Below are 19,735 nucleotides of genomic sequence, written 5' to 3'. Positions count from 1 at the left end.
ACTGAAGTGTGACCACCATCAACGAATCCGATCCCGTGGCGACGGACGAGGCCGGTCCGGTCGACAAACGGCGATTCATGATCAAGTTGACCGGTCTGACCGTCGGCGGCATGTTCATCGACGGCTACATCCTCGGCATCATCGGGACCGCCATCGCCGCCGCCACCGCCGAGCTGCACATGTCCCTGTTCTGGGAAGGGCTGACCGGGGCGTCCGCCCTGATCGGCATCTTCATCGGCGGACCGCTGGGCGGCTGGCTGGCCGACAAACTCGGCCGCAAGCCGACGTTCACCCTCGACCTGGCGCTCTTCCTGGTCGGTTCGGTCCTGCAGTTCTTCGTCGACTCGACCTGGCAGTTGTTCGGCGTGCGCCTGCTGATGGGGATCGCGATCGGGGCCGACTATTCAGTGAGCTGGCCACTGCTGGCCGAATTCGCCCCGGCGCGCCTGCGCGGACGGCTGATGTCCCTCTCGGAGGTCGCCTGGTACGTCGGCTTCATGTTCGCCTTCTGTGTCGGCTACGCGATGAGCTCGGTGTTCTCGGCGGACTGGCGGATCATCCTCGGCTCCAGCACCGTGCCAGCGGCGATCTTGTTCCTGGCCCGGCTCGGCCTCCCCGAGTCGCCGCGCTGGCTGATGAACCAGGGCCGTACCGAGGAAGCGCACCGGATCGCCCACGACTATCTCGAATCCCCCGCCGACGTCCTCGACCTCGCCGGTGAAACCACCCGTCAGGGCACCTTCGGGATGCTGTTCTCCCGTGACTACTGGCGGACCACGACCTTCGTCTCCGTGTTCTGGTTCTGCACCGTCACCCCGTATTTCGCCATCGCCACCTTCGCGGCCAGCGTGCTGTCCGACTACGGTCTCGGCGACGGCTTCGGCGGGGCCCTGGGCCTCAACGGGCTCGCCCTGGTCGGCGTGCTGGTCTCCCTGGCACTCATCGAACGTGTCGGCCGCCGCAAGCTGATCATTCCCACCCAGTGGGTGTGCGCGCTCGTCCTCCTGATCATCGGGCTGTGGACCTCCGCGCCGCCCGCTCTGGTCCTTGTCTGTTTCCTCGTCTTCGCCTTCACGAACGCCATCCCCACGGCCATCACCGGTGTCTATCCCGGCGAGGTGTTCCCCACCGAGATCCGCGGCATCGGGACCGGCTTCGGCTGCGCCTTCAGCCGCGTCGGCGCCGGATTGGGCACCTTCCTGCTGCCGTGGTCGATGCACAACCTCGGCCCCGGGCCGAGCATGCTCATCGCGGCCGGAGTCTGTGTCGTCGGCGCCGTGGTCTCCCAGGTCCTCGCACCGGAGACCACCGGCCGGCCGCTGAGTGAGACCTCCGCCCCGCACCGCGGCAGGCCTCGTCCGGGGAAGACCCCGGCCTGAAGGCCCGGGCTGCCCCACGGGGGCGGACCCGCTGTGCGTTCAGTATCTGAACATGTAGACGTTAGAGTGGCAGAGAGGAAGGTTTGAGCTGCGTGCGCGCGCAGCGTTCTGCACCACGAAGGGGCCCCATGAGCGACGCGTCCGCACCGGTAGAGATGACGAACAAGTCGGTGACCAAGGGTGTGCGGCTGCTTCGCGAGCTGGCGGCCCAGCCCCGGTCCGGAGCCACCGTGACGACGCTCGCGAAAGCCACGGGGATCTCCCGGCCCACCGCGTTTCGCCTGCTGCACAGCTTCGAGGTGAGCGGGTTCGTCGACCGCGTCGGCAACAACTACATCCTCGGCTGGGAGCTGGCGCGGCTCGGCCGTTACGCGGATCCGCACGCGGGTCTCGTCGCCCGCGCGCAGCCGCTGCTGGAGGAGCTGTCGGAGAAGTTCAACGAGCAGGTGACCCTCTCGGTGCCGGATCTTCAGGACGGGCTCGAAGTGGTCGCCGAGGCCACGGGGTCACATGTGGTGGGCATCGTGCAGCACAACATGGTGGGGCTGCACTACCCCCTGCACGCCAGTTCCACCGGCAAGGTGCTGCTCGCGGAGATGCCCGTGGAGAAGGTGGTCGCCCTTCTGCCGAAGGAGCTGGAGTCCTTCGCCTCGCGCACCATCACCGATCGGGCGACCCTGCTCAGGGAGCTGGACGAGGTCCGTGAGCAGGGTTTCGCCGTCATCGACAACGAGCTGGAGGAGGAGCTGCTGTCGCTGTCGCGCCCCCTCCGCGACTCGTCCGGCACTCTGGTGGCGGTCCTGACCGTCAACGGGCCCCGGTACCGGTTCAGCCGGGCCCAGATCCCCGAGGCCCTTCAGCAGATGCAGACCATCGTCGACCGGTTGATCGAGGTGTTCTGGCAGGACTCCGTATCTGAGTGACCGGGCTGTTCAGCCGCCGCGATGTGCGGCGGCTTTTTTGTGTCTCCAGGCGACCGCTAATCGAACGCGGCGTTCAGGTTCGACGTAAAGCAGCCGCATCCACTCTGTTGACATGACCCTTCTGGGCGTCGCAACATGAACGCGACGTTCGCTTAGTGAACGTTCCACATCACTCTGGAGCGCAGCATGAGCAATCAGCCGCTGAAGTTCTTCGCCTTCGATGTGTCCGCTCCCGCGCATTTGACCGCGGGTTCCTGGCGCGACCCGGATGACGAGGGCCGGCGATACACCGACCTGAGCTACTGGACCGACACGGCCCGCATGCTGGAAGAGGCCTGCTTCGACGGCATCTTCTTCGCCGACACCGTCGGCTACCACGACGTCTACGGCGGGTCCCCGGACGCCGCCCTGCGCGATGCCGCCCAGTTTCCGATCAACGACCCCGCGCTGGTCGTCTCGGCGATGGCTTCGGCCACGCGTCACCTGGGCTTCGGCGTCACCTCGTCCCTGACGTACGAACAGCCCTACGCCCTGGCCCGCAAGTTCAGCACGCTGGACCACCTCACGGCCGGCCGGGTCGGCTGGAACATCGTCACCTCCTACAACGAATCGGCCGCGCGCAATCTCGGGCTCGGCACGCAGATCCCGCACGACAAGCGCTACGACATGGCGGATGAGTACCTGCAGGTCTGCTACAAGCTCTGGGAGGGCTCCTGGCAGGACGACGCGGTCATCCGCGACGCAGCGGCCGGTTCCTATCTCGACCCGCGGCGCGTCCATCCGATTCACCACCAGGGCACCTATTTCGATGTGCCGGGGCTGCATCTGTGCGAGCCGTCCCCGCAGCGCACCCCCATGCTCTTCCAGGCCGGGGCCTCCTCCCGGGGAATGCTCTTCGCCGCCCAGAACGCCGAAGCGGTCTTCGTGAACACGATGACTCCCGAGCTGACCCGGCGCAGCGTCCACAAGATCCGTACCGCGGTGGCCGAGGCGGGGCGCGACCCGCGGAGCGTCAAGGTCCTCGCGCTGATCACCGTGATCGTCGCGCCCACCGACGCCCAGGCGCGGGAGAAGTACGAGCGCCACCTTCGCAACGTCAGCTACGAGGGCGCACTGGCCCGGTTCGCGGGCTGGACCGGGATCGACCTGAGCGGCGTGGACCCGGACATGCCGCTGGAGTACGTGGAGGTGGACGGCTCGCGCTCGATGGTGGAGATGTTCTCCAAGGCGGACCCCACGCGGACCTGGACCACCCGCCAGATCGCCGAGTTCATCGGCATCGGCGGTACCGGCGCGGTCATCGTCGGCTCGCCGCGGACGGTGGCGGCCGAGCTGCGCAGGTGGCGGGACGTGGCCGACCTCGACGGTTTCAACGTCAGCTACGCGACCAAGCCCGGTGGCTGGGAGGACTTCATCGAGCTGGCCCTTCCGGAGCTGCGCCGACAGGGCCTGGCGCGCGAGAGCTACGACGAGAACGCCACCACGCTCCGCGAGAGCTTCTACGGAGCGGGTCGGCGCAGCACGCTGCCGGACCACCCGGCCTCGAAGGTCCGCTCCGCCCTCCCCGAGGGCGACCGGCAGCGGGTCACCCTCAGCGGAGCACGGGTCTGACGGCCCGCACACCCCCACTTCACCGTTTGGCCACCTCGAAGGGAGCGTCACCATGACCACCTACGCCACCGAGCAGCAGCTCGACCAGATGGACTTCCGCCACGTCATGTCCCACCTGCCGACCGGCGTGGTGGCGGTGACCGGCATCGAGCCGTCCACGGCCCAGCCCGTCGGCATGATCGTCGGCACGTTCGCCTCGCTCTCCCTCGACCCGCCGCTGGTCGCCTTCAGTGTGGCCCGTACCTCCAGCAGCTGGCCCAAGGTCCGTGGCGGGGTCCGCTTCAGCGCCAGCATTCTCGCCGGGGGACAGGACGCGGTCTGCCGCTCCCTGTCCCGCAAGAGCGGTGACAAGTTCGCCGATGTGCAGTGGCACCCGTCCCCTGACGGCGCCCCGCACATCAGCGGCGCGGTCGCCTGGATCGACTGCGAGGTGACCCAGGAACTCGACGGCGGCGACCACCTCATCGTCGTCGCCCGCGTGCTGCGCATGGCCGCGGGGCCCGGGCAGCCGCTGGTCTTCCACAAGGGAAAGCTCGGCAGCTTCAGCTGAGCGGTCGCTGCTTGCTGATGGGCGGGGTGTCGGCGGCGGACGCCCGTACGAGACGGGGGCCGTCCGGCCCGTACACCCCGCGCGGTTCGGGGAACGCGGTCAGCAGGCCGAGGTAGCTCACGGCCGCGAGGGCGAGGCCGACCGGCAGGGAGATGTCGGCCCCGTTCGCGAGGTCGCCCAGCGGGCCGACGAACTGGCCCGGCAGGTTCACGAAGAGCAGCGCCACCACGGCGGACACCAGCCAGGCGGACATCCCGCGCCAGTTCCAGCCGTGGGTGAACCAGTAACGGCCGCCGCGCTGGCGGCGGTTGAAGACCTGCAGCGCCTCCGCGTCGTACCAGCCACGGCGGGTCACATAGCCGAGAACCATCACGACCATCCAGGGCGCGGTGCAGGTGACGATCAGCGTCGCGAAGGTCGAGATGGACTGGGTGAGGTTCAGGGCGAACCGGCCGAGGAAGACGAACACGATCGACAGCGCCCCGATGAGGAACGTCGCCCGGACCCGGCTGAAGCGCGGAAACACACTGGAGAAGTCGAGGCCGGTGCCGTAGAGCGCGGTGGTGCCGGTGGACAGGCCGCCGATCAGCGCGATCAGGCACACCGGCAGGAAGTACCAGCCGGGCGAGATCGCCAGCAGCCCGCCGACGTAGTTGGGGGCGGCCGGGTCGACGTACGAGGCGGCCTTGGTGGCGATGACCGAGGCGGTGGCCAGGCCGAAGACGAACGGCAGCAGGGTGGCGAGCTGGGCGAGGAACGCGGCGCCCATCACCCGGCGGCGCGGTGTCGCGGCCGGGATGTAGCGGGACCAGTCACCGAGGAAGGCACCGAAGGAGACCGGGTTGGACAGCACGATCAGCGCGGCGCCGATGAACGACGGCCAGAACAGCGGGTCGGCGGTCGAGTCGAAGGTGCCCGCGTAGCCGGGGTCGAAATCACCGCCGAAGGCGACGGCGCCCAGCACGAAGAGCGCCGACGCGGCGATCACGGCAACCTTGTTGACCAGCAGCATGAAGCGGAAACCGTAGACGCAGACGATGAGGACGAGCACCGCGAACACCGCGTAGGCGACGCCGTACGAAACCTCCGACTCCGGTACGCCGACGAGCCGGTGGGCCCCGCCGATGAGCGCGTCACCCGAGGACCACACCGAGATCGAGAAGAACGCGATCGCGGTGAGCAGCGAGAGGAACGAGCCGACGATCCGGCCGTGCACTCCCAGGTGTGCCGATGAGGAGACCGCGTTGTTCGTGCCGTTCGCCGGGCCGAACAGCGCCATGGGGGCGAGCAGCAGCGCCCCGGCGACCAGGCCGAGGACGGTCGCCGCGAGACCTTGCGGGAAGGACAGCCCCAACAGGATGGGGAAGGCGCCGAGCACGCACGTCGCGAAGGTGTTGGCGCCGCCGAAGGCCAGCCGGAAGAGGTCGATCGGACGGGCCGACCGGTCCTCGTCCGGTATGCGTTCGACGCCATGGGTCTCGATCTCGGTGATCGACGTGGTCACGGGCTTCACTCTCCGGTCCGGCGGTGGCATCGGCCCGTGGTCAGGGCCGGGCCACAGTCTGCGTCCCGCCCCTGACCAGCGGCAACCGTCGGTGGCGCGGTTGCTGATGCTCCGTACTCAGTCCCGGGTCGTCGGCAGGAGATCCGCGGCCGTGACGTGATGGAGGTGGATCAGCACGTCGAACTGGCGGCTGAGCGAGGTTTGGTAGGGGCTCTCCGGCCAGGAGTTGCCGATGGAGCGGGTCAGCCGCTTCGCCAGCAGCCAGTCTCGCGTCGGCTCGGGCACGGTCCGCAGATCGACGTAGTAGTCCCGGCGCGAGACGCGCTCCAGCACCTCCTCGTTGCTGCCCGCGCCCAGCGGCTCCACGGAGAAGCGGCGGTAGGGCTCCTCCGGATCCGTCAGATCCATCGCGTTGAACGAGCCCTGCCCGAAGGTGTAGCCGATGTTCACGTACTCGGGCCCGACGTTCTCGCGTATGAACTCGCCTTGGGTCTTCGGATACTGCTCAGGGTTGTCGGACTCGTAGGAGACATGGCCGTTGTGGGCCGACAGCAGCATCCGGTGGCCGGTGTGCCGCTGCCACCACACGGTGTTCTCGGCCATGATCTGGTCGCGGTAGAGCATGGCCCTGGCGATCTTCTGCGGGTCGTCGAAGTCGTAGTACGCGTAGAGGGTGCCGGTCTGGGCGATGGCTCTGGCGTGCTGGAGAACCCACTCGTACGCCCGCCGGTCCCCGTCCGGCCCCTGCGCCCGGAGAAGCTCGTAGGCGCGCCGCACGTTCGCGGCGATCCGCTCGCGCTCGGCGAGGGGCTTGGCCAGGTTCCCGTTGACGGTCTCCTCCACGCTCCCGGTCGGCCGCAGCTCGCGGTAGGAGCGGCGGAACTCCGGCAGCAGCCGCGGGTGGTGGGCGGACACATAGTCCGTGACCCGGTCGAAGAGCTCAGGTCCCGCGTAGCCGTTGTCCTCACCCATGAACTGCACGGGGTGGTCGGGGTGGCGGACGTTGTGGGCGCGCATCCATCTCAGCAGATCGAGATACTCGCGGGTGTTCCAGATCCGGTACGAGCTCTGGAACTCCTTCCGCATGATCTTCTCCGGGTCGCCCTTCCCGTGCAACACGTACTCGTTGAGGACCAGGCCGGTGGACCAGGGCGCCTCCAGCGCGAAGGTGGTGAAGCCCTTCTCTTCGACGAGGTACCGGAGGACGCGTTGCTTCATCGTGAAGAACTGCCGGGAGCTGTGGGTGGCCTCGCCCAGCCCGACGATCTTCGCCGAGCCGATCATGCGACCCAGCGGGCGCAGATCGCCGCCGGGGGCGCCGGGCTCGGTGGAACGCAGCGACTCCGCGGCGCGCGCCAGTTCGCGCGCCGGATCGGTGGTGGTCCTCGCGCTCGCGTGCGCCGTCGGGGCGGCGACCGTCAGCGCGCCGACCTGGAGTGTCAGCGCCAGCAGGAGCAGCGGTAACCGACGCGATCGATGTGGTCTGTGCGATACAGGCATGGATCAAGGCTGCCGATGGGCGGCAGGCCCGGACAGCCTGCCAGCGTCAGTTTCCTCCGGGGGACAACCACAGGTCCGCCACCAGATCCGAGGCGCGAAGTTGTCTGGGTCCGACCCCTTGACGGCGTGGTTGGCGAAAACTACGTTTCGCTGAACGGAAGATTGCTTCCGTTTTGTGGAAACCTCCAGTCGTGTACGCCACCTACTTCCCCCCTCTGGAGCGCCGTATGACTGCTGTGGATGGCCGATCGTGCGTGGGCACCGAAGGCGCTGTCAGCTCCGGCCTGTATACGTACGATCTCGCCCCGACGAAGAAGGAAGGGCGCCGTTGGGGCGCCTATAACGTCTTCACGCTCTGGGCCAACGACGTGCACAGCCTGGGGAATTACGCGTTCGCCATCGGCCTCTTCGCGCTCGGGCTCAACGTGTGGGGCATTCTGGCGGCCTTCGCGCTCGCCTCCGTACTGCTCTTCCTTCTGCTGACGCTGTCCGGCTTCATGGGGCACAAGACGGGCGTCCCCTTTCCCGTCATGGGCCGTATGGCGTTCGGTATCAAGGGAGCGAAGATACCGGCCATCGTCCGGGGCGCCGTCGCCATCGCCTGGTTCGGCATCCAGACCTACCTCGCCTCGTCGGTCCTGAGCGCCCTTCTCGTCGCGATGTTTCCCGGCCTCCGCGCCCTGGACACTAACTCCCTGCTCGGTCAGTCGACGCTCGGCTGGATCACCTTCCTGGCCCTGTGGACCCTCCAGGTCCTCATCGTGAGCTACGGGATGCAGATGATCCGGCGGTACATGGCCTTCGCCGCGCCCACGACCCTGATCACCATGTGCGCCCTCGCGGTCTGGATGTTCGTCCGCGCGGACGGTTCGATCTCGCTGTCCGTCGACGAGCCGCTCGTCGGCGCCGAGATGTGGCTGCAGATCCTGCAGGGCGCCGCGCTGTGGGTGGTGATCTACGGAACGTTCGTGCTCAACTTCTGCGACTTCACCCGGTCCGCGAAGAGCCGCAGCTCCATCGTCCGCGGAAACGTGATCGGCATCCCGGTGAACATGCTCTTCTTCGCCGTCATCGTCGTGGTGCTCAGCGGGGCGCAGTTCAAGCTCGACGGGCACGTCATCACCAGCCCCACGGACATCGTCCGGACGATCCCGAACGAGTTCCTGCTGGCCGCGGCCTCACTCGCCCTCATCACCCTGACCATCGCGGTGAACCTGCTGGCCAACTTCGTGGCACCGATCTACGCGCTGATCGACCTCTTCCCCCGACGGCTGAACTTCCGCCGGGCAGGCCTCGTGAGCGCGGTCATCGGTCTGGTGATCCTGCCGTGGAACCTCTACAACAGCCCGGTCGTGGTGAACTACTTCCTCGGCGGGCTCGGCGCCCTGCTCGGACCGCTGTTCGGCGTGATCATGGCGGACTACTGGCTGCTGCGGAAGTCCCGCGTCAACGTGCCCGACCTCTACACCGACGACGCCCAGGGCGAGTACCACTACCGCCGAGGCTACAACCCCCGGGCCGTCTGGGCCTTCGTCCCCAGCGCCGCCATCGCCGTCACCATGGCCCTGGCCCCCGTGTTCCACGCCGTGGCCGGATTCTCCTGGTTCATCGGCGCCGCCCTCGCCGCGGCGCTGTACGCGGTCATCGCGGACCGCACGGTGCAGCACCGGGACGTGGACGGCGAGGCCATCGCCGTCGCCGCCGAATGACCCACTCAGCAGAAGGCCGAACGATGCGCATCCTCGTCGTGAACGTCAACACCACACCGTCCATCACCGGCTCGATCGGCCAGCAGGCGGCCGGTGTGGCAGCGCCCGGAACCGAGATCATCGCGCTGACGCCCGCCTTCGGGGCGGAGTCGGTCGAGGGCAATTACGAGAGCTACCTCGCCGCCGTCGCCGTGATGGAAACCGTCCGCGCCTACCCGGAGCCGTTCGACGCCGTGATCCAGGCCGGATACGGCGAACACGGCCGGGAAGGGCTGCAGGAACTCCTCGACGTTCCGGTGGTCGACATCACCGAGGCGGCCGCGAGCACCGCCCAGTTCCTCGGCCGCAGCTACTCCGTCGTCACGAGCCTCGACCGCACGGTCCCGCTGATCGAGGAGCGCCTGCACACCGCCGGTCTGAGCGCCCGGTGCGCCTCCGTACGCGCCAGCGGGCTCGCCGTACTGGATCTGGAACGGGACGAGACCGCGGCCATCGACGCCATCGCCGACCAGGCCGCCCGTGCGGTGGAGGAAGACCGGGCGGAGGTGATCTGCCTGGGCTGCGGCGGCATGTCCGGCCTCACCGAACGCGTCGTCGACCGTACCGGGGTCCCCGTCGTCGACGGGGTGACGGCCGCTGTGACGATCGCCGAGTCCCTCGTCCGCCTCGGCCTGTCCACCTCCAAGGTGCGCACCTACGCACCACCTCGGCCCAAGAAGATCGTCAACTGGCCCCCACCGGCGTGACAGCCGCCGTACGGTCAACACCTCACCGGGATCGGCCGGATGCCGCCTGTTCATGGGTGCGTGAGCGCCCATAGGCTGTGCGACCTTCGCGCTCTGGGGGGCTCATGAACGGTCTCCGTGCGGTCGTTGTCTGCCTTGTGATCGCGTGTGCCACGTTGGTGTCGCCTGCCGAGGCGGTGACGCCGACGTGGTCGGCGCTGCCGGTACCGGCAGCGGCCCCGCCCGTGACCGTGTCCGATCTCGCCGCCCGAGGGAAGGGCGAGGCGTGGGCGACCGGGTACGAGCACGCCGCCGATGGACCGCGGCCGATGCTGTACCGGTGGGACGGCACGGCGTGGAGCCGGGACACCACCTTCCCCGGCGCCGGTGAGCCGGGCTGGCTCGGCGAGGTGCGGTTCGTCGGCGAGGAAGCGTGGATCTTCCACGGCTGCGCGGGGGCGGGGGAGATCCTGCGCCGGACGGCGGGAGGGTGGAGCGCCGTCCCGCTGCCGCAGACCCTCTGGACCTACCAGGACTTCACCGCCGTACCGGGCGCCGCGTGGGTGGTCGGTGAGGACGCCACCGGGCTGAAGGTGCTGCACTACGACGGTTCCCGCTGGACCACGCAGTCCACCCCGGACGGTGTGCTGTTCCTGATGGGGATCACCGCGCGTACCGCCACCGACGTCTGGGCCTGGGCGGACACCAGCAACGGGACCACCGTCCTGCGCGGGAACGGCACGGCGTGGCGGGACGCGAAGGTGCCGCTGCCGCCGGACAGCAACGTGCACACGATCCTGCCCGAACCGTCCGGCCGGGTCACGATCGGCGGCAGCCAGTACACCGACGGCGCGGCCCGCACCTACCTCATGACCTGGAACGGGCACACCTGGCGCACGACCTACCCACCGCTGGGCGACACCTCCACCGAGGCCATGGCGCGCGGCCCGGACGGCGCGCTGTGGCTGCCCGTGCGTAGCGACCGCGCGTTCCAGTCGAAATACGCGCGGGTGGACGGCCCCCGCACCACCTTCTCCTACGGCCCGGAGCGGGGAGGCGCGATCGACGTCAAGCCGCGTGCCCTGACCAAGGCCGGATTCGCGCTGCTGTCCTTCGGGACCGCCGAGATCTACGGCACGAAACCGAATCTGATGAGCGAGCGGCTGGGAGGCTGACCATGGCACGCCGACTTCTCGTCGCGGCGCTCGCCGTCGCCATGACCATCGTGACCCTCATGGGCTCGGCGGCGGCGGACACCTCGTCCTGGCAACACGTTCCGGTCCCGGCACAGGTACGCCCACAGGCCGGGCTGAACGAGGCGGTGGCGCTCGGGCCGGACCGGGCGTGGGCGGTGGGCGCCGACGCCGTCGGCCGCGAGGCGCCGGGCTTCCCACTGGTGCTGCGCTGGGACGGAACCGCGTGGCAGCGCCAGAGTCTGCCCGGCATCGGCTGGCAGGGAGAGCTGCTGTCCATCGCCGCGACCTCACCGGCCGAGGTCTGGGCGGTCGGCCGCGACGCGGCGGGCGGCACCCGCCTGCTCCGCTTCGACGGCACCGCCTGGTCCGAGAACCGGCCGCCGAGCGGTGTCGTCCTGACCAAAGCCGTCGCCGGCGGCGGTGAGACCTGGCTGATCGGCTCGCGGGACAGCGCGCAGGTACTGCTGCGCTGGGACGGGAGCGGCTGGCAGGACGTGCCGGTGCCGCCGGGAGCCGTATACGGCCTGCACATCCTGGCCGCCGACGACGTCTGGGCCGCGGGCGCCACCAACTCGGGTGCGGCCGTATCGCACTGGAACGGACAGGCGTGGCAGCAGACGATCGTGGACGGCTTCCCCCGATCGGCCGTGGGCAGTGTGCTGGCGGTCTCGCCGACGGAGGTGTGGGCGGGTGGCACGGCCGGGTTCGTCGGCGGCCCGCCGGGCCGTCCGATCCCGCCCCTGCTGGCCCGCTGGGACGGGCAGGCGTGGAACCGGGTGACCCTGCCCACCGACTTCGGCTCGGTCACCTCACTGGCGCCCGCCACCTCCGGCGAGCTGGCCTGGGTCTCGGTGGCCCGCTCCCAGAAGTGGGGCCCGCCGGGCAGCTCTCCGCCACTTGTCCCCGGGCCGGATTTCCTCGCCTGGAACGGGCAGTCGTTCACCGAGTACAGCGAACCGGCGGTGGCGGGGGAGGGCGATTCCTCGATACTGCGGCTGGCCCCGGTGCCGGGCACGGCGACGGTGTGGTCGGTCGGCAGAGCCGACGGCCCCGAGGCCACCTTCGCCCCGCGCGTCCTGCGCTTCGGCTGAGCTGACGCACGGGGCTCCGCCCGAGGCGTACCGCACGACTTCAGGGTCAAGGCCGCTCCGGCCACGGGTCTGCTCCGCCGGGTCACTGGCCCGTGGCCCGGAAGCCGCGCAGGCGGAGGCTGTTGCCGACCACGAAGACGGAGGAGAAGGCCATCGCGGCTCCGGCGATCATCGGGTTGAGGAGTCCGGCGGCGGCGAGGGGGAGGGCTGCGACGTTGTAGGCGAAGGCCCAGAAGAGGTTGGACTTGATGGTGCCCAGGGTCTTGCGGGACAGCCGGATGGCGTCGGCGGCGGCCCTGAGGTCGCCGCGCACCAGGGTCAGGTCCCCGGCCTCGATGGCGGCGTCGGTGCCGGTGCCCATCGCGAGGCCCAGGTCGGCCCGGGCGAGGGCGGCGGCGTCGTTGACTCCGTCGCCGACCATCGCCACCGAACGGCCCTCGGCCTGCAGCCGCTTGACCACGTCCACCTTGTCCTGCGGCATGACCTCGGCGATCACCTGCCCGGCGTCGATGCCCACCTCGGCGGCCACCGCCTCGGCGACGGTCTTGTTGTCGCCGGTCAGGAGGACGGGGGTGAGCCCGAGGGCGCGCAGCCGCTGGATCGCCTCCGGGCTGGTGTCCTTGACGGCGTCGGCCACCTCCAGGACCGCGCGGGCCTGGCCGTCCCACGCCACCGCGATGGCGGTACGTCCGGCGGCTTCGGCTTCCGCCTTGGCGCGCTCCAGCTCCGTGGGCAGGGAGATGGCCCACTCGGCCAGGAGCTTGGTCCGGCCGACCAGGACGGCGTGACCCTCGACGACGCCCTGGACGCCGAGCCCGGCCACGTTGGCGAAGTCCTCCGGGGTGGGCAGGTTGCCCACGCGGGTGGCCGCCCCGGCGGCGACGGCCTGGGCGATGGGGTGTTCGGAGGAGTGTTCCAGGGCGCCCGCGAGCCGCAGTACGTCCGTCTCGTCCGTACCGTCGGCGGTGTGCACCGCGAGCAGCGTCATCCGGCCGGTGGTGACGGTGCCGGTCTTGTCCAGGACGATGGTGTCCACCGTGCGCGTGGTCTCCAGGACTTCGGGGCCCTTGATGAGGATGCCGAGCTGGGCGCCGCGTCCCGTGCCGACCATGAGCGCGGTCGGAGTGGCCAGGCCCAGGGCGCACGGGCACGCGATGATGAGGACCGCGACCGCGGCGGTGAAGGCGGCGGTCAGCCCCGCGCCGTTGCCGAGCCAGAAGCCGAGGGTGCCGAGCGCCAGGGCGATCACGACCGGGACGAACACCGCCGAGATCCGGTCGGCGAGCCGCTGGGCCGCCGCCTTGCCGTTCTGCGCGTCCTCCACGAGCTTGGCCATGCGGGCGAGCTGGGTGTCGGCGCCGACCCGGGTGGCCTCCACGATCAGGCGGCCACCGGCGTTGAGCGTGGCCCCGGTGACGTGGTCGCCGACACCGGCCTCGACCGGAACCGACTCGCCCGTGAGCATCGAGGCGTCGATCGCGGATGTACCCTCGACGATCGCGCCGTCGGTGGCGATCTTCTCGCCGGGCCGGACCAGGAACCGGTCGCCGACCGTCAACTCGCTGATGGGGATGAGCTGTTCACGGCCGCCGCGCAGGACCGTGACCTCCTTGGCGCCCAGTTCCATCAGCGCCTTGAGCGCCGCGCCCGCCTTCCGCTTCGACCGTGCCTCGAAGTACCGCCCGGCCAGGATGAAGGCGGTGACCCCGGCCGCCGCCTCCAGATAGATGTTCCCGGCGCCGTCGGTGCGGACGATGGTGAACTCGAAGGCGTGCGTCATGCCGGGCGTTCCGGCCGTGCCGAAGAACAGGGCCCACAGGGACCAGAGGAACGCCGCGGCCGTGCCGCCCGAGATCAACGTGTCCATGGTGGCCGCGCCGTGCCGGGCGTTGGTCCAGGCCGCCTTGTGGAAGGGCCAGGCGGCGTACGTCACCACGGGCGCCGCCAGCGTCAGCGACAGCCACTGCCAGTACTCGAACTGCAACGCGGGGACCATCGCCATCGCGATCACGGGGACGGCGAGCACGACGGCGGCGGTCAACCGCTGCCGCAGCGGGCGTAGTTCGGCCTCCCCCTCGTCGTCCGTCTCGGTGCCGGGCGCCGCGGGCGCGGGGTCCGGCTCGGGCTCACGGGCGGTGTATCCGGTGGCCTCGACGGTGGCTATCAGTTCCGTGACGGCGATGTCCTCCCGGAAGGTGACCTTGGCCTTCTCGGTGGCGTAATTGACGGTGGCCTCGACCCCGTCCATGCGGTTGAGCTTCTTCTCGATCCGGGCGGCGCACGAGGCGCAGGTCATGCCGCCGATGGCGAGTTCGACCTCTTCGGTGCCGGGTGTGGTGGTGGTCATGTCTGCTCCTCGCAGCTCACGGACGTGACACAGGAAGGTGGCATATACCCCGCTGGGGTATGGCCGTGACCTGATCCTGTATACCCCCCACCCGTATCCTTGGCAAGAGGGGGGCGTGGCTTGACACGGTACCCCCCAGGGGTATCGTGAAGTGCAGAAGGCCGCGCCACGGGCGGCCAGGAGACGAGGAGTGCGCCATGAACACCGGACTACGGATCACCGCATTCGCCGCCGCGCTCGCCGCGACCTTCGGCACCGCGTACGGCGTGGGCAGCGGGGTCGGCGAGATCTCGCCCGAGCCCGCGAAGGCGGCTCACGGAGAGCACCAGGAGGCCGCCCCGCCCGGGGGTCCGCAGGTCTCCGGGCCCCCGCCCGGGGGTCTGCAGGTCTCCGACGGGGGCTACACCCTCGACCTCAAGACTCCGCGACTCCGGGCAGGCAAGAGCGCCGACCTGCGCTTCGCCATCGTGCGCGACGCGACGGGGCGTCAGGTCACCGGCTACGCCCGGGAACACGACAAGGAGCTGCACCTGATCGTCGCCTCGCGCGACCTGGCGGAATACCGCCATCTGCACCCGACCCGGGCGGCCGACGGCACCTGGTCCACTCCCGTGGACCTGCCTCGGGCGGGCGGCTACCGCGTCTTCGCCGACTTCAAGCCCCAGGGGGGAGAGGCGCTGACGCTCGGCGCCGACCTCGCCGTATCCGGGGCGTACGAGCCGACGCGGCTACCCGCGCACCAGGCCACGGCCAAGGCCGACGGTTACGAGGTCGAGCTGGGCGGTGGCCTGACCCCCGGGAAGGCCGGGGAACTCACGCTGACCGTCACCAAGAACGGCAAGCCGGTGCGTGACCTCCAGCCCTACCTCGGCGCCTACGGCCACCTGGTCGCCCTGCGCTCCGGCGACCTCGCGTACCTGCACGTCCACCCCAACGGCGAGCCGGGCGACGGCAAGACCAGGCCCGGCCCCGGCATCTCCTTCACGGCGACGGCGCCGAGCCCGGGCGCGTACCGCCTGTTCCTGGACTTCAAGCACCAGGGCACGGTCCGCACGGCGGCCTTCACGGTGCATGCGCGCGGCGCGGGCGCGAACCCGGAGTGATGGAGGCGAGGAGGCGCAGCCCGTCGCGGGAGGGAGTGCCGGGTGCGGCGGTCAGGGCGATGAGTTGCTGGTCCGGGTCGGCGGCATCGGCCAGGGTGGACCAGTCGAGGGTGAGTTCGCCGACGACCGGGTGGTGGAGGGTCTTGGTGCCCGCGGTGCGCGCGGCCACATGATGGTCGCCCCACCACCTTCGGAAATCCGGGTCCCGCACCGACAATTCCCTCACCAGCGTTGTCAGGCGGGGGTTCCCGGGGTCTCGGCCGGCTTCCATGCGCAGCTGCGCCACGCAGGCCCGCGCCAGGTAATTCCAGTCGGAGTACAGTGCCCGTACCGCCGGGTCGAAGAATGCCAGACGTATGAAATTGCGCTCCTTCTCCGGAACGAGGGCGAAGTCGGTGAACAACGCGGCGGCCAGCGGGTTCCACGCCAGGATGTCGGTGCACCGGCCCAGGACGAGCGCCGGGGTGCTCGTGAGATCGTCGAGCAGGCACCGCAGCTGCGGCCTCACCCGCTGGGCGGGTCGCCGACGCGGTCGGCCGACGTCCTTGCCCGAGAGTTCGAAGAGGTAGACGCGCTCATCCTCGCTGAGCCGCAGCGCGCCCGCCAGGGCGTCCAGCACCGGTTCGGCGGCCTGGCGGCGCCCCTGTTCCAGGCGGGTGTAGTAGTCGGGGCTGATCGACGCCAGCAGGGCGACCTCCTCCCGCCGCAGGCCCGGAACCCGCCGCCGCCCTCCGCCGGGGAGCCCGACTGCCACGGGGCTCAGCTCCCTCCGCCGCGCCTTGAGGAAGTCGCCCAGTTCGCTGCTCATGCGATCAAGTCTGGCACCGGGGACGGCCGATGGGGGGCCAGGACTGTCCCCTTATCCCGGCGTGGGATGGCTGCGAGGGTCGAGGACATGAAGACAGACGTCACCTTCCCCAGCGGCGACTTCGCGCTCGCCGGGATCCTCTTCCTGCCGGACACGCCCACCGCCGACCGCCTCCCGGCCGTCGTCGTGTCCCACCCGGGCGGCGGTGTGAAGGAGCAGACCGCCAGCGTCTACGCCGAGCGCCTGGCCCACGAGGGCTTCGCCGCGCTGGTCTTCGACGCCGCCTGCCAGGGCGAGAGCGAGGGCGAGCCGCGCGGCCTGGAGAACCCCTTCCAGCGCGCCGAGGACATCAAGTCCGCCGTGAGCTTCCTGACCACCCGCGACGAGATCGATCCGGGCCGGATCGGCGCCCTGGGTATCTGCGCCTCCGGCGGCTACGTCCCCTACGCCGCCCAGACCGACCTGCGCATCAAGGCCGTCGCCACCATCAGCGCGGCCGACCTGGGCACGGTGATGCGCGACGGCCTCGGCCGCACCCAGACCCCGGAGGCCAGGCGCGCGATGCTCGAACTCGCCGGAGCCGCACGCACCGCGGAGGCTCACGGCGAGGCCGTCCACCGGCAGGAATGGATCACCGAGGCCGTGGACGCCGAGACCTACGAGTACTACCGCACGCCACGCGGCTACCACCCCCGCGCCGTCCAGCCCTGGCCGGTTCGCAGCCTCGACCAGATCATCCAGTACGACTCGTACGCCCTCATCCACCTGATCTCACCCCGCCCCCTCCTGATGATCATCGGATCCGACGCGAACACGGCGTACATCAGCCGTGCGGCCATCGAAAGGGCGGCCGAGCCCAAAGAACTCTTCGTCATCGGCGGCGGCACCCACATTTCCCTTTATGACCAGGACGAGCACGTCACTCCGGCCGTCGCCAAGCTCACCACGTTCTTCACCACCCACCTGGGCCGCGGGCCGCGAGGGGGCCGCGGGGGCATGTGAGGTTGCCCGTCCGTGCCCTAGATTGCTGTGGAGGCATCCCGCTGTCGCGCACAGCGGCGAGAGGAGCGGACGTGGTCGAGCGTCTGGGTCTGCTGGGGCGGTACGGGCGGTCACTGGTCGGCGTGTTCGCGTTCATGGCGGCTGTTGGTTTCCTCGCGGCGGTCGCTTGGAAAGCCACGCAGGGAAGCGACTTGACGACCGTCGCCAATCTGGTGACGGTCGTGGGCTCATTCGTCAGCGCTTTCATAGCGATCGCGGGCTGGCACCGGCCGCAGTCCGTTGATGTGGACGCCCTGGAGACCGCACGCCGCAATCTGGCGCGGACGCTGCTGGGCGTTTACCGGGATGAGCGGAAGAACCTGCTGGGAAACGACTTCAAGGCGATCGACGTCGGTTTCCGTTACACGCCGGAGCGAGGGCGCAACGCGGAGAACGCCAGGCCGACCGGCTCCTTCGACCACATCGCGGACTACTACCGGCAGCTTCATCCCCGGCGCATGGTGATCACGGGGGCGCCGGGCTCGGGCAAGACCCTGCTCGTCATCGAGCTGGCCATACAGCTGCTGGAGGACCGCGAGGCTGACGATCCCGTACCGTTCAAGGTCTCCCTGGCCACGTGGGACACCGCTGTCCCGTTCGCCGACTGGATCGTGGAAGAACTCTCCCGATTACCGGAATGCCCCCGGTCGCTCGCCGCCATGCTGGTGCACGACAGATCGATCCTCCCCGTACTCGACGGGCTGGACGAGATGGTGCATGAGGGCGACCCGAGCCGACGCTCCCGGGCAGCCCTGATCACGCTCAACGAGACGGAGCGCGGGGAAGCGCTCGTGCTCACCTGCCGCAGGGACGAGTACGACGCCATGCGAGCGTCGCGCTGCCGACTGCAGGACTGCGCTCCGGTCGACCTTCAGGACGTTCCGCCACACCAGGCGCGTGAGTACCTGGAGGCCCGGGCGTACGACGTCGGATTGTGGCGCGAGGTGCTGCACGACCTCGATCAGCGGCAGTCGGGCGTGCTGGCCACGACGCTGACCACGCCCTGGCTGCTGACCATGGTGTCCACCGTCGCCGAAGCCGACGGTGATACGGCATTCCTCCAGCCGTTCCTCGAACAACCGGCGCAGCCAGCCGCCCTCTCGGCCTTCGAGCATGAGCTGCTCCCGCGCTACCTGGCCTCGGTCACCGCGCTGCACGCTCTTCCGGGCGGAGGGCATTACGACCACGGTGATGTCCGCCGCTGGTCGTCGCGGCTCGCGGGCCACCTGCGGGAGACCGGCGGGCGGGTCTTCGGCGGACGATTGATGTCGGGCAGGGAGATCACTCTTCATGAGCTGTGGCCCATCGCGGGGAACGTTCTGCCGCGGATGGTCACCGCCGCGATCACGGTGGCCCTGTGGGTCCCGGCGTTCGTTTCCCTGGTGATGTGCCTGGATCGGCAGGGTCACTTTCCGCAGCCCGGTGCCGGGATTCTGCTGCTGCTGGCGCTACTGCCCTCGGCTGCTGTGCTGGCCAGTGCGGGCCACTGGCCGCAGCCCCGGCGCGTCCTTCTCGGCAACCTCGTCACCGCCCGCGGCATCGGCCGCGTCGCCTGCGCGGCGGCGTTGGGGACGGTGCTGGCCGCGAACGGGGCGGTGGCCTTCACCGCCGGGTTCGGCGTGATGTACGGCGCGGGATTCGCCCTTGTCTTCGGTCTCGGCCTGGCGGTATCCGTGCGCTCGGACATCCATCTCAAAGCAGCCTTGTCGGCAGCCCTCGCCGTGGGACTGGCTGGCGGCGCCGGTGCCGGGGTGACGGTCCTGGGCTTCGGTGCGTTCGCCGGGCTGGTGGCGGGGCTCGCCGGGGGAGCGCTGGCGCTGGTCGTGGCCGTACACGTGGGGATCGCTCTGGCTCGCAGAAGGGGAGGCGGCCTCCCCGACCAGGATGAACCCGGCCTTCCGAGTCCCGACAGCGCACTGCGCAACGACGCGGTGGCGGGTGTTGTCGCGGGAGCGATCACGGGGGCCATCGCGTTCGCCGTGTCCTGGCGTGCGTCATGGCTGTCCGCCCCGCTGCCTCTCGCGGTCCTCGTGGGGGCTTCGGCCTTCCTGGCCGCCGGACCCGGATTCACCTCGGCGGTGTCACGGCGCTATCTGGCTCTGCTGCTCTGTTCCAGGCGTCACCTTCCCTGGCGCCTTACCCGATTCATGCGGTGGGCGCGTACAGCGGGCATCTTGCGCATCGCCTCCACGACGTACCAGTTCCGCCACGACCGCCTGCTCCAGTGGCTCGGACGTTAGGTGTGAAA

General features: G+C 69.9%; 15 protein-coding genes. 11 read left to right on the top strand and 4 right to left on the bottom strand.

All coding sequences use genetic code 11. From position 1 onward, the window contains the following. The first annotated feature begins 8 nt into the window (after positions 1 to 8). The 4 genes from ACWC5C_RS35990 (at position 9) to ACWC5C_RS35975 (ending at position 4,463) form a co-directional block, all read left to right on the top strand. Complete coding sequence (locus ACWC5C_RS35990) at positions 9 to 1,379, top strand: MFS transporter (protein ID WP_450882529.1); 1,371 nt, start codon at positions 9 to 11, stop codon at positions 1,377 to 1,379. 128 nt (positions 1,380 to 1,507) lie between these two features. Further along, positions 1,508 to 2,302, top strand: coding sequence for an IclR family transcriptional regulator (locus ACWC5C_RS35985; protein ID WP_450882527.1), 795 nt, complete (start codon positions 1,508 to 1,510; stop codon positions 2,300 to 2,302). Positions 2,303 to 2,488: 186 nt separating this feature from the next. Next, on the top strand, positions 2,489 to 3,913 hold the full coding sequence (locus ACWC5C_RS35980; RefSeq protein ID WP_450882526.1) for an LLM class flavin-dependent oxidoreductase: 1,425 nt from the start codon (positions 2,489 to 2,491) through the stop codon (positions 3,911 to 3,913). Positions 3,914 to 3,965: 52 nt separating this feature from the next. Next, a complete protein-coding gene (locus ACWC5C_RS35975; protein ID WP_450882524.1) occupies positions 3,966 to 4,463 on the top strand; it encodes a flavin reductase family protein in 498 nt (165 codons plus the stop codon). Here ACWC5C_RS35975 and ACWC5C_RS35970 read toward each other — a convergent pair. Together ACWC5C_RS35970 and ACWC5C_RS35965 are read right to left on the bottom strand one after the other, a co-directional pair. Next, on the bottom strand, positions 4,456 to 5,967 hold the full coding sequence (locus ACWC5C_RS35970) for a purine-cytosine permease family protein (protein ID WP_450882522.1): 1,512 nt from the start codon (positions 5,965 to 5,967) through the stop codon (positions 4,456 to 4,458). The genes ACWC5C_RS35975 and ACWC5C_RS35970 overlap by 8 nt on opposite strands. A gap of 117 nt (positions 5,968 to 6,084) precedes the next feature. Continuing rightward, a complete protein-coding gene (locus tag ACWC5C_RS35965) occupies positions 6,085 to 7,467 on the bottom strand; it encodes an erythromycin esterase family protein (RefSeq protein WP_450882520.1) in 1,383 nt (460 codons plus the stop codon). A 227-nt stretch (positions 7,468 to 7,694) separates the two neighbouring features. On the opposite strand from ACWC5C_RS35965, the gene ACWC5C_RS35960 reads away from it, so the two are divergent. From ACWC5C_RS35960 to ACWC5C_RS35945, 4 genes are all read left to right on the top strand, one after another. After that, positions 7,695 to 9,176, top strand: a complete 1,482-nt coding sequence (locus ACWC5C_RS35960; protein ID WP_450882518.1) for an NCS1 family nucleobase:cation symporter-1 — start codon at positions 7,695 to 7,697, stop codon at positions 9,174 to 9,176. Positions 9,177 to 9,199: 23 nt separating this feature from the next. Then, positions 9,200 to 9,922 (top strand): aspartate/glutamate racemase family protein, encoded by a 723-nt coding sequence (locus ACWC5C_RS35955; RefSeq protein WP_450882516.1) that lies wholly within the window; start codon positions 9,200 to 9,202, stop codon positions 9,920 to 9,922. 104 nt (positions 9,923 to 10,026) lie between these two features. After that, entirely contained in the window at positions 10,027 to 11,076 is a 1,050-nt protein-coding gene (locus tag ACWC5C_RS35950) for a hypothetical protein (protein ID WP_450882514.1), read from the top strand. 2 nt (positions 11,077 to 11,078) lie between these two features. Then, on the top strand, positions 11,079 to 12,188 hold the full coding sequence (locus tag ACWC5C_RS35945; protein WP_450882512.1) for a hypothetical protein: 1,110 nt from the start codon (positions 11,079 to 11,081) through the stop codon (positions 12,186 to 12,188). An 82-nt stretch (positions 12,189 to 12,270) separates the two neighbouring features. Here ACWC5C_RS35945 and ACWC5C_RS35940 read toward each other — a convergent pair whose 3' ends face one another. After that, a complete protein-coding gene (locus ACWC5C_RS35940; protein ID WP_450882510.1) occupies positions 12,271 to 14,535 on the bottom strand; it encodes a heavy metal translocating P-type ATPase in 2,265 nt (754 codons plus the stop codon). Positions 14,536 to 14,732: 197 nt separating this feature from the next. On the opposite strand from ACWC5C_RS35940, the gene ACWC5C_RS35935 reads away from it, so the two are divergent. Continuing rightward, complete coding sequence (locus tag ACWC5C_RS35935) at positions 14,733 to 15,638, top strand: hypothetical protein (RefSeq protein WP_450882508.1); 906 nt, start codon at positions 14,733 to 14,735, stop codon at positions 15,636 to 15,638. On the opposite strand, the gene ACWC5C_RS35930 is transcribed toward ACWC5C_RS35935, so the two are convergent. Then, positions 15,598 to 16,446: a helix-turn-helix domain-containing protein gene (locus ACWC5C_RS35930; RefSeq protein WP_450882506.1), complete on the bottom strand. Its 849-nt coding sequence runs from the start codon at positions 16,444 to 16,446 to the stop codon at positions 15,598 to 15,600. The genes ACWC5C_RS35935 and ACWC5C_RS35930 overlap by 41 nt on opposite strands. 87 nt (positions 16,447 to 16,533) lie before the next feature. On the opposite strand from ACWC5C_RS35930, the gene ACWC5C_RS35925 reads away from it, so the two are divergent. Together ACWC5C_RS35925 and ACWC5C_RS35920 are read left to right on the top strand one after the other, a co-directional pair. Then, complete coding sequence (locus ACWC5C_RS35925; protein ID WP_450882504.1) at positions 16,534 to 17,448, top strand: alpha/beta hydrolase; 915 nt, start codon at positions 16,534 to 16,536, stop codon at positions 17,446 to 17,448. Positions 17,449 to 17,519: 71 nt separating this feature from the next. Further along, positions 17,520 to 19,727, top strand: a complete 2,208-nt coding sequence (locus tag ACWC5C_RS35920) for an NACHT domain-containing protein (protein WP_450882502.1) — start codon at positions 17,520 to 17,522, stop codon at positions 19,725 to 19,727. The last annotated feature ends 8 nt before the right edge of the window (positions 19,728 to 19,735 follow it).

The sequence above is a fragment of the Streptomyces sp. NPDC001700 genome, assembly GCF_053596435.1.
Note: the sequence above shows the minus strand (reverse complement) of the source record. Positions and strands in the feature narration are given on the sequence as shown.